Source organism: Pleionea mediterranea (assembly GCF_003148745.1).
In the GTDB taxonomy this organism is placed as follows: Bacteria; Pseudomonadota; Gammaproteobacteria; order Enterobacterales; family Kangiellaceae; genus Pleionea; species Pleionea mediterranea.
On the sequence record NZ_QGGU01000002.1, the window covers coordinates 379,076 to 394,806 of the forward strand.

The 15,731-nt window shown below is 42.3% G+C and carries 11 protein-coding genes; 7 read left to right on the top strand and 4 right to left on the bottom strand.

Annotated features, from left to right (window positions below; translation table 11 throughout):
* Positions 1 to 178: 178 nt before the first annotated feature.
* From C8D97_RS03735 to moeA, 3 genes are all read right to left on the bottom strand, one after another.
* Positions 179 to 2,467, bottom strand: coding sequence for a sensor domain-containing protein (locus C8D97_RS03735; protein WP_109762069.1), 2,289 nt, complete (start codon positions 2,465 to 2,467; stop codon positions 179 to 181).
* Between the two features lie 154 nt (positions 2,468 to 2,621).
* A complete protein-coding gene (gene rsmF / locus C8D97_RS03740; RefSeq protein WP_109762070.1) occupies positions 2,622 to 4,079 on the bottom strand; it encodes a 16S rRNA (cytosine(1407)-C(5))-methyltransferase RsmF in 1,458 nt (485 codons plus the stop codon).
* A 495-nt stretch (positions 4,080 to 4,574) separates the two neighbouring features.
* On the bottom strand, positions 4,575 to 5,837 hold the full coding sequence (moeA, locus tag C8D97_RS03745; RefSeq protein ID WP_109762072.1) for a molybdopterin molybdotransferase MoeA: 1,263 nt from the start codon (positions 5,835 to 5,837) through the stop codon (positions 4,575 to 4,577).
* A 220-nt stretch (positions 5,838 to 6,057) separates the two neighbouring features.
* Here moeA and can point away from each other — a divergent pair, with 220 nt between their 5' ends.
* From can to C8D97_RS03765, 4 genes are all read left to right on the top strand, one after another.
* Complete coding sequence (can, locus tag C8D97_RS03750) at positions 6,058 to 6,687, top strand: carbonate dehydratase (protein WP_109762074.1); 630 nt, start codon at positions 6,058 to 6,060, stop codon at positions 6,685 to 6,687.
* A 115-nt stretch (positions 6,688 to 6,802) separates the two neighbouring features.
* Positions 6,803 to 7,060: a hypothetical protein gene (locus tag C8D97_RS03755; RefSeq protein ID WP_109762075.1), complete on the top strand. Its 258-nt coding sequence runs from the start codon at positions 6,803 to 6,805 to the stop codon at positions 7,058 to 7,060.
* A gap of 244 nt (positions 7,061 to 7,304) precedes the next feature.
* A complete protein-coding gene (locus C8D97_RS18495) occupies positions 7,305 to 9,410 on the top strand; it encodes a TonB-dependent receptor plug domain-containing protein (protein WP_109762077.1) in 2,106 nt (701 codons plus the stop codon).
* 98 nt (positions 9,411 to 9,508) lie between these two features.
* Positions 9,509 to 10,048 carry a PepSY-associated TM helix domain-containing protein gene (locus tag C8D97_RS03765; RefSeq protein ID WP_109762079.1) on the top strand — a complete coding sequence of 180 codons (540 nt, stop codon included), beginning with the start codon at positions 9,509 to 9,511 and terminating at the stop codon, positions 10,046 to 10,048.
* 26 nt (positions 10,049 to 10,074) lie between these two features.
* Here C8D97_RS03765 and C8D97_RS03770 read toward each other — a convergent pair whose 3' ends face one another.
* Entirely contained in the window at positions 10,075 to 11,406 is a 1,332-nt protein-coding gene (locus tag C8D97_RS03770) for a cyclic di-GMP phosphodiesterase (RefSeq protein ID WP_109762081.1), read from the bottom strand.
* 315 nt (positions 11,407 to 11,721) lie between these two features.
* Here C8D97_RS03770 and C8D97_RS03775 point away from each other — a divergent pair, with 315 nt between their 5' ends.
* From C8D97_RS03775 to moaA, 3 genes are all read left to right on the top strand, one after another.
* A complete protein-coding gene (locus C8D97_RS03775) occupies positions 11,722 to 13,215 on the top strand; it encodes a SulP family inorganic anion transporter (protein ID WP_109762083.1) in 1,494 nt (497 codons plus the stop codon).
* A 2-nt stretch (positions 13,216 to 13,217) separates the two neighbouring features.
* Positions 13,218 to 14,117 (top strand): universal stress protein, encoded by a 900-nt coding sequence (locus C8D97_RS03780; protein WP_109762085.1) that lies wholly within the window; start codon positions 13,218 to 13,220, stop codon positions 14,115 to 14,117.
* A gap of 440 nt (positions 14,118 to 14,557) precedes the next feature.
* Complete coding sequence (gene moaA / locus C8D97_RS03785) at positions 14,558 to 15,532, top strand: GTP 3',8-cyclase MoaA (RefSeq protein ID WP_109762087.1); 975 nt, start codon at positions 14,558 to 14,560, stop codon at positions 15,530 to 15,532.
* Positions 15,533 to 15,731 lie beyond the last annotated feature (199 nt).

A 15,731-nucleotide genomic window follows, 5' to 3' on the forward strand; every position in this document is an offset into this window, starting at 1 on the left:
TATGGTTTTAAAATATCGACTCTCCACTTAAATTGTGTTCTTTTCATATTGCTGCCAGATCGAGTTATAGTTTATGTACATAAATAAAAAAACATTAGTACTACATTTAAAGCCGCAACTGGCTTGTCTGATGACAAACCCGTTGCGGTTTTTTTATGGAATGAAATATTAGTCGGAATTATTGATTGTTAACCAGTGATGCAATGGATTTTTTCTGTTGATTGATAAATGTGTTGAGTTCGTCGGGCATAATGGGTTTGCTAAAGTAGTAGCCTTGTATTTCATCACAGCCGTATTCTATCAGCTGAGCCAACTGTGATTGATGCTCAACACCTTCTGCAATCACAATTAGATTAAGATGTTTTGCCAAATCAATAATGGTTTTTATGATAGAGCGATCGGCATCATCACTGGTAATGTTATCAACAAAAGACTTATCTATTTTTAGTTTATCCAGTGGGAAGGTTTTTAAGTAAGACAAGGAGGAATAACCAGTACCAAAATCATCGATGGAGACTTTTAATCCTTTATTATGCAACTGTTCTAAAATCTCTGTTGATTTGGATACTTCATGCATTAACACGCCTTCGGTAATTTCAAGCTCTAAAAAGTGAGGATCCAAACCGGTCTGCTGCAATACTTTTTCTACGGTATCGAGAAAACCTATGTGTAGAAATTGCAGCGGTGAAATATTTACCGCGCAAACCAAATCCTTGATTCCCTGTTCATGCCATTGTTTGGTTTGACGACAGGCCTGCAATAATATCCATTCACCAATTTCAATAATAAGACCACTTTGTTCAGCAATGGGAATAAATTCGGCGGGTGAAATAAATCCTTTTTCAGGATGTTGCCAACGCACCAAGGCTTCAACACCGCGTAATGCGCCATTTTGACTGGCCACTTTGGGCTGGTACATCAGATAAAATTGTTGCTTATTTTGCGCCACCCGCATATCAACTTCCATATCAAGCCAACGTTTTTCTGTTTCAGCCATTTCATTATCAAACTCAATTAACTGACTGCCGCCATTTCGTCTGGCTAATGAGTAGGCGGTATCGGCATTTTGCAATAACGATGAAAAACGCTCGCCATGTTGAGGAAAATAAGAGGCGCCAAAGCTGAGGTGTAAATAAAAATGGCCATGGGTATTGGCAATAAAGTTGAGCATGGTGTTTTGAATGTCATCGGTAATCTTATTAGTCCAGGCGCGAATGTTGATCTTGTTGTCGCCTTTAATAAGCAAAATAAATTTAGCGCCATTAAACCGATAAATACTTACATCCGGGCTATCATCTTGTAATTGCTCCAGACATTGCTGCACTCGATCTTTTATTGACAAGATGATTTGATCTCCGACTTTAAAGCCATGGGAGGCAGTCACCTGGCTGAACCGATCGATGCCAATCACCACAATGCCAAGATAGCAGTCGGGGTTTTGCTCTATCCAGTAATCGGCATCCAGCTCCATTTTTCGGCGATTTTTCAGGCCTGTTAACGGATCGTTAAATGCCAGATACTCCAGCTCCTTTTCGGCTTTACGTCGTTGAGTAATGTCTTCGAGATACCAGATAAACAATTTTAAATCCTGATGTTTATTCAGCGTAGCCAGAAATATTTTCTCGTGGCTGTTGATTTGCCAGGTATGTTGGGTACGAGGACTATTTAATAGTTTTTCAATCACTGGTGCTATGGTTTCGTGGGATATTTCATTTTGAATATGTGTTTCAAGCGACAACCAGGCGGGATTTTTATAACGAATGGAGCCGTCCCAGGCAAGGCTGGATAAAGGATTAGGGCTACGCTCTATTAAGGTTGCCAGTCGTTTTTTCTCTTTTGCTTCATGCAGGCGTGTGCGAACCAGCAAACCACCAAAAATGGCAATCGCTAAAATAACCACCGTAAAACTGGAGACCAGCGTAATCATGTTATTAAGTTGATTCGAACTTTTTGACTGACTGATGGAGACCTGATTTTTGATATCACTTATCAGTTCAGATAATAGAGGGGTAATCTGGCGGGTGTTTGCGGTTAATTCATTCAGCAATGCTCGAGCTTCATCCCAGCGTTCGCTGCCACTTCCGTTTTCCAGAGCGCTTTCGAGCGAGCGGGCGATCTGTTGTTGTTGAATATAAAGCTTTTCAATACTCTCCTGTGTTGATTCTGGAAGTGATTGATTCTCCAGTTCACTCAGGGCGTACTCGATAATGGCGTAATTATCGGACAGACTTTTGTTTAATACCCGGCGATTTTCCGTGGCGTAATACTCATATAAAATGCGCTCATGTTCGGTTAACCCTTGAGCCAATTTCGATACATTTTGTAACAGAGGCAGTTGTTGGTGCAGCAGTTCGCTGTTGTTGCTATTGACCGTTTGAGCCTGCTGATAGACCTGCATTGACAAAGCGGTTCCGAGCAATGTAATCAGCGTAAAAGTGATAATAGCGGTAACGTTTGATTGACCCATAAATTAATCGCGTGCGGCGCAGTAGCTCTTGCCTGCTTTTTAGACTAGTGGCTGGTTGATAATTAAGTATAGATTAATACTGCTAAATCGCTAATTTTATTGAAGAATATCAATGAAATTAGGTAAAAAACGTTAAATGATCAATTCTAATTTATTATTCAGCATTATCCTGAACCAATGGACGCGGTAAGCTGTTCTTTAGTCGCCCGCTAACTTGTTTGCATAGCCCCAGTGGCTGGTTATGATAGGTAATCATGCACTCTCCTTTACCTGACAAGGAATTCTCAAAGGCGTTAGACGCAGCGTTAGTTTGATCCAGATGGATGTCTTTGCCCCGATAATAATCTACCGCCTGCTGATGGGTTAACGCCTGAGAATTGAGGGTGATTTGCCCACCAAATGCCATAATAAATTCATGTTGAGTCTTAATGCGGTTTTTATGCAGCTCGGCAATTTTTATTCCGGCACGATCGATTCGAAACTGATTGGCCACAGTCAGAGAGCCTTGGGGCAAATACCATACTGCGTTGTCTCTTAACCATAACCGCTGTTTTAAAGGTTCAAGGTTAAAGCCAAACTGCTGATCAAAATAATCGCTGATCTGACTGTATTGTTTTTTACTCAAGGAGTCAAAGGGCCAACGCTTCGGCGGTTTTACAGAATATTCGATGTGTGATGATGCGTTATCCTCTTTTTTAAACGCAGCAACAAAAAATCCCTCGGAATCAAACAGGTGTGGAAACACATGCAAATAGCCTTCACTGGTGACGCATTTGCTGGCTTCTGGAAACAGCTGAGCCAGGCTGATGGCATTCATATCGGAGTGCTGGGTTAGCAAATGCTGGCAAATATGCTGATTTTCTTCTTCCGATAAGGTGCAGGTGGAATAGACCAGTACGCCGCCCGGTTTCAGTGCCTGGTATGCGCTGCTGATCAATTGTTTTTGTGTGCTGGCAATGTCACGCAGTGCTTCAGGGCTCCAGTTTTTTAACGCATCGGGATCTTTGCGCACCGTGCCTTCCCCACCACAGGGGGCATCGAGCAAAATAGCATCGAACAAGCCGGGGGACTTGTCACCAAACTCCCGGCCATCAAGGTGACTTAACGCCACGTTGGTGACGCCGCAGCGAACAACATTGGCGTGCAATACTTTAAGTCGACTGCTCGACAGTTCATTAGCAACCAGATTGATGGATGGATCAAAGTGGGCGGCCATCTGGGTAGTTTTGGAGCCTGGTGCCGCGGCCATGTCCAATAACTGTTGAGGCGACTGGATCAGAGACGCCAAAGCAACCGGCGGCAGCATGGAACTGGCTTCCTGAATATAAAAAAGGCCTTGTAAATGCTCGACGCTTAATCCCAGTGAATCCATGGGATGCTGTTCGTTCAGTGGGCTCACCCAGAAACCTTCGGCGCACCAGGGAATGGGCGTAAGTTGCCAGTTTTTTTGTTTGGCGATGGCACTGAATTCATCCGCATTGATTTTTAATGTATTGATGCGAATACTTTTGCGTAACGGTGTCTGGCAACTGGTAATAAACTCGTCCAGAGACTCTTTATCAAGAGACTGTTGTGTCAGGTGATCGAGAAACGTCTGCGGAATAAAAGTCATGGAAGAGTTAACTGTGTTAGAAGGTTATAGTGGTTAAAAGATGATTCGAATTAAAGAATGATTATAGTTAAAGAGTGATTTTCATTAAAGAATAATTGTCGTTAAGCGATTCTTGTGGCTCGAGGTTGGGTTTCAGAATCGAATTCCGTTAATCCGATTAATGCTGTTATTGTAACTTTAACAGACAAGCTGTAAAGCTCTGCATTCTAATGGCTGCTCTATTAGAATAAATATCTTGGTTTCAAGCAATAATATCTGCATCAACATCAACTGAGCAGCATATAGGCAAAATAGCCCGCAAATAATACGATTAATAATACAGTGGTTAATCGACGTCGAGTCATAGTTTTATCAGCTCTTAGAAGCTATCTCAAAAGTTGCCTTATCTTACCTTTGTTCGCTGTTTTTGAGAGGGCTTATAGTTTAATTTTATGTTCAAGCTTATTATCCGAAACAAGTTTGATTTTTCACTATCTGATGTAAAAAACAAATCAATCAGAGCATGTGATCAAACGGCTCTATGGTAACGGTTTCTCCGGCTGAGACATCACCTTGCTCGGCGGGTAAAACGATAAAGCAGTTAGCCTTACTGACGGAAGTGAGTACCGCAGAATTTTGATTGCCCGTTACGGTTACCAGGCACTGACCATCTTCATCAATATTATAGACACCCCGTTGAAAATCCAGTCGGCCAATTGATTTTTTTAACGGCGTGGTGGTGATCGCCCGGCATTGCATTGAAGATTGCTTTGACATACCCATCAATTGTTGCAGTGCTGGTAAAACAAGTTTATACATGGTGACCAGGGCTGAAACCGGATTGCCCGGCAATCCGAAAAATTGGGCATTGGCTAAGTGGCCATAGGCGAAAGGTTTGCCGGGTTTTATCGCCACTTTCCACAGTTCCAGTGTACCCAGTTCATCCACAACCGGTTTTATATGATCGGCATCGCCGACGGAGACACCGCCAGACGTGATGATCACATCGGCCGATTTATCCGCCAATAATAACGCTTTGCGAACCGCTTCTGGGGTATCTTTAATGCAGCCATAATCTTTAATCGATACCGGCAATTTATTCAGCAATGCATTCAGGGTGTAACGATTGGTGTCGTATATCTGACCGGCATCAAGAGCATGGCCGGGTTGAATGATTTCATCGCCACTGGAAAAAATAGCGACTTTTAATGGTTCGAACACCTCAACCTCTGTTAATCCGAGTGATGCCAGTAAACCGATATCGGCACTACCCAGTAATTGGCCTTTGGGTAACACCTGACTGCCGGAAACAATATCCTGACCTTGTTGACGAACAAATTGTCCCGATTTTACCGACTGTCTAAAAACGATGGATGTTGTATCGGAATGGTGATTGTTTAGTTCGGTATTTTCCTGCATTTCAACACAGTCTGTACCGGCAGGTAATACAGCGCCGGTCATAATGCGTATGCACTCGCCTTTTTCTACCGTACCAGTAAAAGGTGTTCCGGCAAGAGCAGTGCCCACTAAGGTGAGCGACTCAAACTGGGTTAAATCCTCTGCCCGTAAAGCGAAGCCGTCCATTGCCGAGTTGTTAAAGGGTGGCACATCAATCGGGGCAATTATATCTTGCGCCAATACTCTATTATCGGCCTGAGCTAATGGCCGCTTTTCCGTGTTTAGCGGGTGTCCGTTTGCCGTTACTTTTTCCAGCAATAAATTTAATGCTTGTTGAAACGGCATCAATCCTGGCTTTGCACATGGGTCTGCAGTAGACATAATGTTCACTCTAGTATTGATTGATATAGTACGTGTTAAACAGCTTGTCAGGTTAAGAAGTAATTGGTATTCCAAGAGGCCTAATTATAAACGTAAAGCCAATTTTTAAGTTAGTACAGAGCCTAACATTGAGAGCTAGGTTTGCGATATAATTAGCTCACTTAATGTAGAATTATCATTAACAGTTTATCAAAAGTCTCTCTTGAGGAAGGAAGAAAAAATGTCTTTAGAGAATTTAAAGCAAAATAATATCGAATGGGCCGAGCGAATGGTGGCTCAGGATGCCGACTATTTTAACAATCTGTCGCAAGGGCAAAAACCAGAGTATTTATGGATTGGCTGTTCCGATAGCCGGGTTCCTGCGACTCAGGTGGTGGGGTTAGCACCGGGTGATATGTTTGTGCATCGAAATATTGCCAATATGGTGGTGCACACTGATCTAAATTGCATGTCGGTGTTGCAATTTGCCGTTGAAGTTTTAAAAGTAAAACATGTGATTGTGTGTGGTCATTATGGATGCGGTGGTGTTAAAGCGTCTTTAGGTAATGCGCCAGCCGGGTTGGTGGACAACTGGCTGACCAATATTCGGGATGTTTATTTTAATAACGAAGCCAAGTTACAGGCATTACCCGACGATGAAAAATTCGATCGTATGTGTGAGTTAAATGTAATCTCGCAAGTTTATAACGTGGCTAAAACCAAGGTTGTGCAGGGGACTTGGGAAAAAGGACAGCCGCTGTCCATTCACGGCTGGATTTACGGTCTGAAAGATGGCCTGATAAAGGATCTTGATGTGACTCTAAACGATCAACAAGGGCTGCATAAAGCCTTTCATTTGAAACAAGGTTAATGGCTGGTTTTAATGGTAGCCTTATGGTATCGCCGCTGTTGAATTAACAGCGGCTATTCGATTAATGAGCAACAACCTGCTAAAGTTGATAGATTAAAATTTTGATGGAAAATTTATGAAACTAGTACTTTTATTTATACCTTTGATAACTATTGTTTTGTTAACTGGTTGCGCGACCGAAGAAAAGCTCAGCTACTATAATTCGGACAATGATTGTGTGGGTAATGTTGAGCGAGACTATTCGGTAACCTGGGATGGTGATTCTGGTGAAATAAAGCAGGAGAAGCAGGAAACGTGTCGACCAGAAGTGTTTGACCCTGTTAATGAACAGCGCACGCCTTCTGAAAAGGAATTAGAGAGCGGCAACGAATAGGACTTGGTTAATTGTTTATGACACTCTGTTAAGTTTAATGCAGCTGATTTTGAAGGTCATTTTATTGTGTTTTAGAATCTAGTAACGTAATTTATAAACCATATATGTCACAACATATATGTCTTAAATAGTTACTTAAGATAAAGTAGTTACTTAAGATATTTTGCATTTCCCTGAATAATTGCCATAATTTTCTTACTATTATTATTTTTAAAAACATTTTAAAAAGTTATGGACAAGTTGAGTGAATATCTCAATTAGGAATTTGTTGGCTAAGGGATTATTTCTGTGTTTGCCTTTATTCTCTCTAGCTCAGGCCGATGACAGCAATCAATCGAGTGGTGTTTGGGCGCTATCTCTTGGTGAGTTATTGTCGTTAAAAATTGAAACCGCCAGTAAACAGCCTGAAGTTGTCACGCAAATACCCGCCAACGTCACTTTGGTGACGCGTCAGGAAATTCGTGATTTTGGTTATCAGTCATTGACCGATATCTTGAGTCAGGTACCTGGGCTGTATCAAATTTATTCTTACCGCGGAATTCCGGGTAACTTTGGGTTACGTGGATTATGGAACCCGCGCAAACAAAACAGCAGCTACGCTATTTTAATTAATGGCGTAAAACATTCTCAAGTCAGTGATCGCAGCAGTCCTTTATCATTATTTGCCATGCCAGTCGAAGCGATAGACAGGATCGAGGTTATTCGTGGTCCCATGTCGGTCACTTATGGAAACGGTGCATCATTTGGTGTGATTAACATTGTCACCAACAACGCAAACTCGATTAACGGCGACCAGTTACTTACTGTCAGTGCCGGTAATTTTAACAGCTATCGGGGGGCTTACCGGGCAACTTTTGATGATGGTATCAAGCAAGCGGTTATTAATGTGGGTCATCAGTCGACCAATGGTATAGAGCGACCCATTCGAGACATGGTCACGGAGTCTGTTTTTAATACCTTGCCGCAACAGGGCATAGCAGAGCCTCATGAATACACCTTTGCCGGACGTTTACAACGGCAACAAAGTTATCTGGATGCGTCGCTCAGTTATGATGGATGGCGTCTTTTAGCCACAGTTAATCAAACAAGTATGGAACCTTTTCTGGTGTTGCCATCGATAGAGGAAGGAAATCAAGATAATATTATTAATCGGGTGTTGGACCTGAGTTATGATACGAAATTTTCCGAAAGCGCGAGCTTAAAAAGCGCAATAAATTACAGTCTGTATGATCGGGATTTAACTTTGGATGTTCTCTATCCGGGTTTTGAAGGTAATAGAAATACAAATTACGAGTCATATCAGTTTGAAACGGTATTGAATAATCAGTTAAATCCACAGTGGCGCATAATGGCTGGATTAAACTTCAGTGCCATGAAAGGGTTTTCAGACGCAAGCCATATTCCAGACTTTAATATAAATCGATTTCTAAATTTGGTAGAAGATCGCTCCTCTCACTCGATATTTTCGCAAGTCTCTTATGCTCCTACACAATCATTAACTTTCCAGTTTGGACTACGACATGAAAGTGTCGATCAACATCCCTTTTTACAAACCGTTAACAATGGATTACCTGTGGAGCAGCAACAAACGATTATTCAAGGCGGGCAGACCAATACTACGCCTAAATTTGCCGCTATTTATCAGCCAGATGAGCATCAAGTGATTAAGTTTATGTCGGGTGAAGCCGCTAAAATTGCCAATGAAAGGTTTCCGGCAGAGATGATCACTACTACAGAACTCAGTTACAGTTATCGGTCAGAATATAACGAATTTTCGGTTAGCTTGTTTCATAATGAACTGAAAGACTTGTTGGTAGAGAGCTTGATGGTATTGCCTGACGACTCTGTCAATCTAACGATAAACCCAAGTGGCAAAATAATCACTAAAGGCATTGAGCTATCCGGCCATATTCGCTTTAACGCTAATTGGAGCTTGGCATTGTCAGCCACTTATCAGGAATCAAGTGACCGCAGTAATCCTGACGGTTTAGCATCCTATTCGCCGTCAACGTTGTTTAAAGGCAAGCTAAGTTATCGATTTGAGCGAGCAATTTGGTCATCTAACTTACGTTACGTTAGTGGTATGCGACCATTTTATGACGCAACACTGGCTAATGGAGCCGGTGGTTTTGGCGATTATACTGGCGAACCGGTGGATAGTTATACGGTAGTGGATACCAACGTTCGTTTACCGGAAATCATTAATGATGTGTCATTAAATATTAAAGTACATAACCTGTTTAATACCGATATTCGCTACCCCAATAACCCTGATAATAACCAGCTGCTTAATCGTGGCGTGCTTGATCAGGAACGTCAGCTTAGCATTACCGCAGACTATATTTTCTAGGCTGTTTATACTTAAAAGACTCATCATTATTAATAGACTTTGACTGTTGTGCGCCAATCGGTACAATCCTGATTATTTTAATAATTAGGAAAATCACCATGAGCCGAAAGCTTTTAATTAATATTCACTTATATCTTGCGGCCTTTTTTACGCCCGTATTGTTAATAATGGCAATCTCCGGAGGCCTGTACCTTATGGGTATTAAGGGCAGCTATACGGAGCAGCAGGTTTTTCAGGGAAACAGTGTCAAGGTTGATCCTTCAAATAAACATCTTGAGGATGAAGTTTCCAAAATATTGGCGTCGTTAAACATCGATCATAGTTTTGACTATGCGAAAAAAAGCGGCAGCACACTCTATACAAGACCAACTTCTAAGCTGCATTATGTGATTCAATCAAATGAAGACGAGGTGACCGTAATAGAGCGAACCCCGGATTTTGTAAAGCGGTTGGTTGAGCTACATAAAGGACACGGGCCCAGTTGGTTTAAAACCTTTCAAAAAGTTATGGCTGCAGGTCTTATTTTTATTCTGATAACAGGGCTCTGGCTTGGTCTGACTTCGCCAATGTTAAAACGTCAAACCTGGGCGATCAGTATTTCCGGAGTTTTAATCTTTGTGTTACTGGCCAGCCTCTAGTTCCAGTGAATTATTCTTAATCAGGGTTATTTTTTTAATTTAAGTCCTTTTTTCAAAAAGGACTTAATGTCTACGCCATGGCTGCCATTCGGCAGCTCATGAGCAATCATATAAGGTTCGCCCTGTTCGTCTTTGGGGACTTGTTTTAAATCGATAATGCTATGTTTGACAGGTTGTTTATTAGCATCCAGTACACGCATTATTTTCGGTCTTAGTTTATTGTCTGGATTGGATGAAATCACAATACCTACTTCTTCATTGGTCATCTTAACGATAGCGCCGGGTGGGTATACTCCAATAAATTTGATGAATTCAAGCGCCAAACTTTCATCAAATTGTTTTCCTTTATTGGTATAGATAATATCTAAAGCGGTCATGGATGAACGTGCGTTATCGTATACGCGGCTGCTGGTAATGGCATCATAGGTATCCGTTACAGCAATAAGTTTTGCGTAGTAAGGAATTTGATGGGCTTGTAAATTACGTGGGTAGCCCTTTTCGTCTATGCGCTCATGATGGCAGTAAGCCACATCTACAGTTGCTAAGTCACAATCTTGCATGGTAATTAATAAATCTCGGCCAAAAGTCGTGTGTTGTTTCATTAACTCCATTTCATCATCGGTAAAACGTCCGGGTTTATTCAGCACTTCATTGGGTACTTTTGCTTTACCAACATCATGCAGCAAACCGCAGAGCCCAATAGTATGAATTTCTTCTTCCGATAAGCCTAAATGACGCGCAAATGCCACGGATAAAATACAGACATTGAGTGAATGTTCGGCTGTGTAATCGTCTTTGTTTTTTATTTTTGTCAGCCAGGTGAGGGCATTGCTGTTGCGCAAAATAGATTCGACAATATCATCCACTACATCCTTACATTGATTCATATCGAGCATGCGACCAATACGAATACCTTCCATAATATTTTTAGCGGTTAATTTGGCGTATTTATAACAGCCTTTTGCAGCCGCAAATTCCTGTTCAACAGGCACTTTATTGATGTAATTAATTTTCTCTTTGGTATTTGGCGTTGTTTGGTTGGTTTTCAGTTGTCGCTGATGATCAGAAGGTTTTTGGGTTATTCGACTAATAATTCTAGCACCAAGCCCCTGTTTTTTACTTCGCCGTTCGTGATCTGTTGGCTCTCGTAATGGTCGTGTAGAAGCGGCGTGTTTTTTAGATTCGATATAAACATAGTTACATTGGTTTACAAGGGCATCTATATCTTCTGGTGAGGTAATTAAAAAGCCTTGCAGTAAAAAGTCAGTCTCTTCCCAGGGACGGTCAAGACGAGTGACGTACATACCTATTTCTAATTTTGAAGAATCTACTTTTAATTCGCCCAGTTCTACTGCCATTCTGTTTCCTGAGGGGATTGATGTTGTGAGTATTTCGTATAAAGCTGAATGCAGCTGCAGATACGGCTTTTCAGAATAGTATAGGCAGTGATTTGATAGTTACCAATTATAGGTGGACAAAATTGCCGTAGCATCTGGCTTCAGGTAGAATTCGCGTCTCGTCGCACAATCACAATAAAACCAATCTTCTGCGATATACCGATTTTCTCGGTGACATCATTATTAAATGGGTCAGTTGCTTAAAAAGTCTTTTTTTGCGTCTGATCTTTAGTCGGGTTGTATCCGGCAGTAAATCAGCTTTTCAATAGGGTTATTATGTTATTACATTCAACCAAAGCCGACTGGTTCGGTAATCTTCGTGGCGATATTCTGGCAGGTCTGGTGGTCGCACTGGCACTTATTCCGGAAGCCATTGCGTTTTCCATTATTGCGGGTGTCGATCCAAAAGTTGGTCTCTACGCCTCATTCTGTATTGCGGTAGTGATCGCCTTTGTTGGCGGTCGGCCGGGTATGATATCGGCGGCAACTGGTGCCATGGCGCTGTTAATGGTGACGCTGGTTAAAAATCATGGTCTGGAATATTTATTGGCCGCTACCTTGCTTACCGGTGCGTTACAGATAATCGCCGGTTATTTAAAGCTTGGCAGCTTAATGAGTTTTGTGTCGCGCTCGGTGGTGACTGGTTTTGTAAATGCATTGGCGATATTAATTTTTATGGCGCAACTGCCAGAGCTTACCAATGTGAGCTGGCATGTGTACGCCATGACCGCGGTCGGTTTAGGTATCATTTATTTATTCCCCTACATTCCGGTAATCGGTAAAGTGATCCCGTCGCCGTTGGTCTGCATTTTAAGTTGTACCGCTTTTGCCATGATTGTTGGGCTGGATATCCGCACCGTTGGCGATATGGGCGAGCTGCCCGATACACTGCCGATCTTTTTGTGGCCCGATGTGCCGTTAAACTTTGAAACATTGCAGATAATATTTCCTTATTCGGCGGCACTGGCGGTTGTGGGCTTGCTGGAATCCTTAATGACCGCAACCATTGTTGATGATTTAACCGATACGCCCAGTGATAAAAACCGCGAGTGTAAAGGCCAGGGGATTGCCAATGTGGGTGCCGGTTTATTAGGCGGTATGGCCGGTTGTGCCATGATTGGCCAGTCGGTGATCAATGTGAAGTCTGGCGGCCGTGGCCGATTATCGACACTGATTGCTGGTGGTGTGCTGTTAATTTTAGTGGTGTTCCTGAATGAGTGGGTGGCGCAAATACCGATGGCGGCACTGGTCGCCGTGATGATTATGGTGTCGATAGGTACCTTTGACTGGCGCTCCATACGTAATCTTAAAGTGCATCCGCTTTCCACCAATATCGTAATGATATCAACGGTTGTGGTGGTGGTGTACACCCATAATCTCGCCTATGGTGTGTTTGTTGGCGTGTTATTGGCGGCGCTATTTTTTGCCAATAAAGTTAGTCACTTTATGTACTTTGAAAAGCAGCTTGATGAAGAGCAAAGTTTGCGCAAATACACCATACATGGTCAGGTGTTTTTTAACTCTTCATCCAAGTTTTTGTCCGAGTTTAATTTTAAAGAAGCGGTCTCCAAAGTGGTGATTGATTTGAGTCGTGCGCACTTCTGGGATATTTCTGCGGTTTATGCTCTCGACATGGTTGTGGTAAAGTTCAGACGGGAAGGTGCTGAAGTTGAGGTGATAGGCCTTAACGAAGCCAGTGAAACCATCGTCGATCGATTTGGCGTACACGATAAACCAGAAGAGCTGGAACGGGTACTGGGAGGTCATTAGGCATGAGCGATAACAATCAAAATAACGATCATTCGTCAAATAACGAGCAGCGGTTTGTGCTGTCCTGCATTGATGGTTCCAGCTACGGCGAAGCGGTGTGTGATTATGCCTGCTGGATAGCGAAAACCGTTGATGCACCACTTAAATTTTTGCACACCATTGAGCACAGTAAGTCGCCAGCGGTGGCCGATTTAACCGGCGCCATTGGGCTTGGCGCTTCCGAAGACTTGTTAAATGAATTAACCGAAGTTGAGCAAAACCGCTCACGGCTGCTGATTGAAAAAGGCAACTTGATGCTTAAAGCGGCAAAGCAAAAAGCAACCGATGCTGGCGTTACTGAAATAGAAATTCGACAGCGCCATGGCAGCTTATCCGAATCACTGGTGGAGCTGGAAGATCAAATTCGAGTGCTGGTTGTGGGGATCCGTGGCGAACAGCACGATACCGATCAGGCAGGCGTTGGCGCTCAGTTAGAAACAACCATACGGTCCTTGCATAAACCTATTTTGGTGGTTAACAAAGCGTTTGAGACGCCAAAAAAGATAATGCTCGCCTACGATGGCAGTGATGCCGCGAATAAGGCGCTGTCCATGGTAGCGTCAAGCCCATTATTTAAAGGCATTCCATGTCATCTGGTGCATGTGAGTGATGGTGACGAGCAAGGGGTTGATGAATTGCTGGCGAATGCCGAGAAGACATTGAGCGACGCGGGCATTACGGTGTCGAGCATAAAACTCAACGGTGAGATTGATCAGGCATTATCGCGCTATCAATCAGAACATAATATCGACCTCACGGTAATGGGCGCTTTCAGTCACAATCGTGTTCGTGATTTCTTGCTCGGCAGTTTTACCGCAAAAATGTTAGAAAACACTCAAAAGCCGCTGCTGTTATTGCGTTAGGCTTTAAATCTTTCTATCAATTCAAGGGGGATTGCATCAGCGATGCCCCTTGAACAGACTCTCGTCAAGATAGTTTTATCAAGATACCCTTATAAAGATACCCTCGTAAAGACAGCCTCATCAAAATACCTTCATCAAGATAGATACCCTACTACAGCTCTTTGTTTGATCAATACAAACCACTTCCAAACCAGAACTCATTGATATCTTAATTTACCGATACAAAACCGTATTTGGGATTGTATTTCGTAACAAACTCTTTCTGAGAACGTCCCTACAGCAAGCGGGTGTTTTTTTCCCCGTGTATAAGGCGTATAGTAAACTTAACAAATAAGCAGTAAGCCGATAAACACAAGGTAACTTTTGCTCCACTGATGGCTTCTAGCAAAGGTTATTTAGCAGAAAGGCGCTTCACTTTATGACAATATTTACGGCAAGTTATGTTGCAAGATAATTTTGGACGACAGTTTTATTATTTAAGGTTGTCGATCACCGATGTCTGCAATTTTAAATGCGATTATTGTTTGCCAGATGGCTATCAAAAGCCAGACACGCCAACACCTGAATTAAGCCTGTCAGAAATTGGTGATATTGCCCGGGCATTCGCAGCACTGGGAACCAAAAAAATTCGTATTACCGGTGGCGAGCCAGCACTGCGAAAAGATTTACCGGACATTATTGAACTCTGTAAATCAACGCCGGGTATTGAATCGGTGGCGATAACCACCAATGGTTATCGGTTGCCTCAGTATATTGATAGCTGGGTGAATGCGGGCCTTGACCGATTAAATGTGAGCATCGACAGTCTTGACCCAAAGATGTTTCAGGCCATCACAGGACACGACAGACTGCAGGAAATAATGCAGGGAATTAAACAGGCAGAAACTATTGGTTTGTCGAGCATTAAAGTGAATACGGTATTGATGAAACAATTTAATGGTCATCAATTGCAACAGTATTTAAACTGGATCAAACATCAGCCAATCACATTGCGTTTTATAGAGTTAATGCAAACCGGTGATAACTTAACGTTTTTCAATGATAACCACATCGCCGGCAGCGGTATAAAACAACAGTTAATCGAACAGGGCTGGTCGCCAATTCTTCGCAGTAAAAGCGCTGGTCCGGCAGAAGAATTTCAGCATCCCGATTATCAGGGACGAGTGGGCTTGATCATGCCTTACAGTAAAGATTTTTGTGACAGCTGCAATCGACTTCGGGTGTCATCATCGGGGCAGTTGCATTTGTGTTTGTTTGGTGAGCAAGGGTTGCCATTAAGGCATTTGTGCCAACACGATGATCCGGAAGCGTTACAGCAACAAATTATTGAGTATGTTAAGCAGAAAAAAGTATCCCACTTTTTACAACAGGGTGAAACGGGTGCGACTAAACATCTGGCAATGATTGGCGGGTAACGATTCAATAAAAAACTTCGAGTGAAACATTCGTAGAGTAAAGTTATATAAATTTAAGCGTTTAAATAGATTCTGCTCTAGAATAAATAGCAATTGCATAAAGAGAAGTTGAATTAACAAGAGTCGAATAAATGACGATTTAAAATAATGTTATCTTTATTTAAAGATAGCCACTTGGCGTTAACCATTTATAGATTAT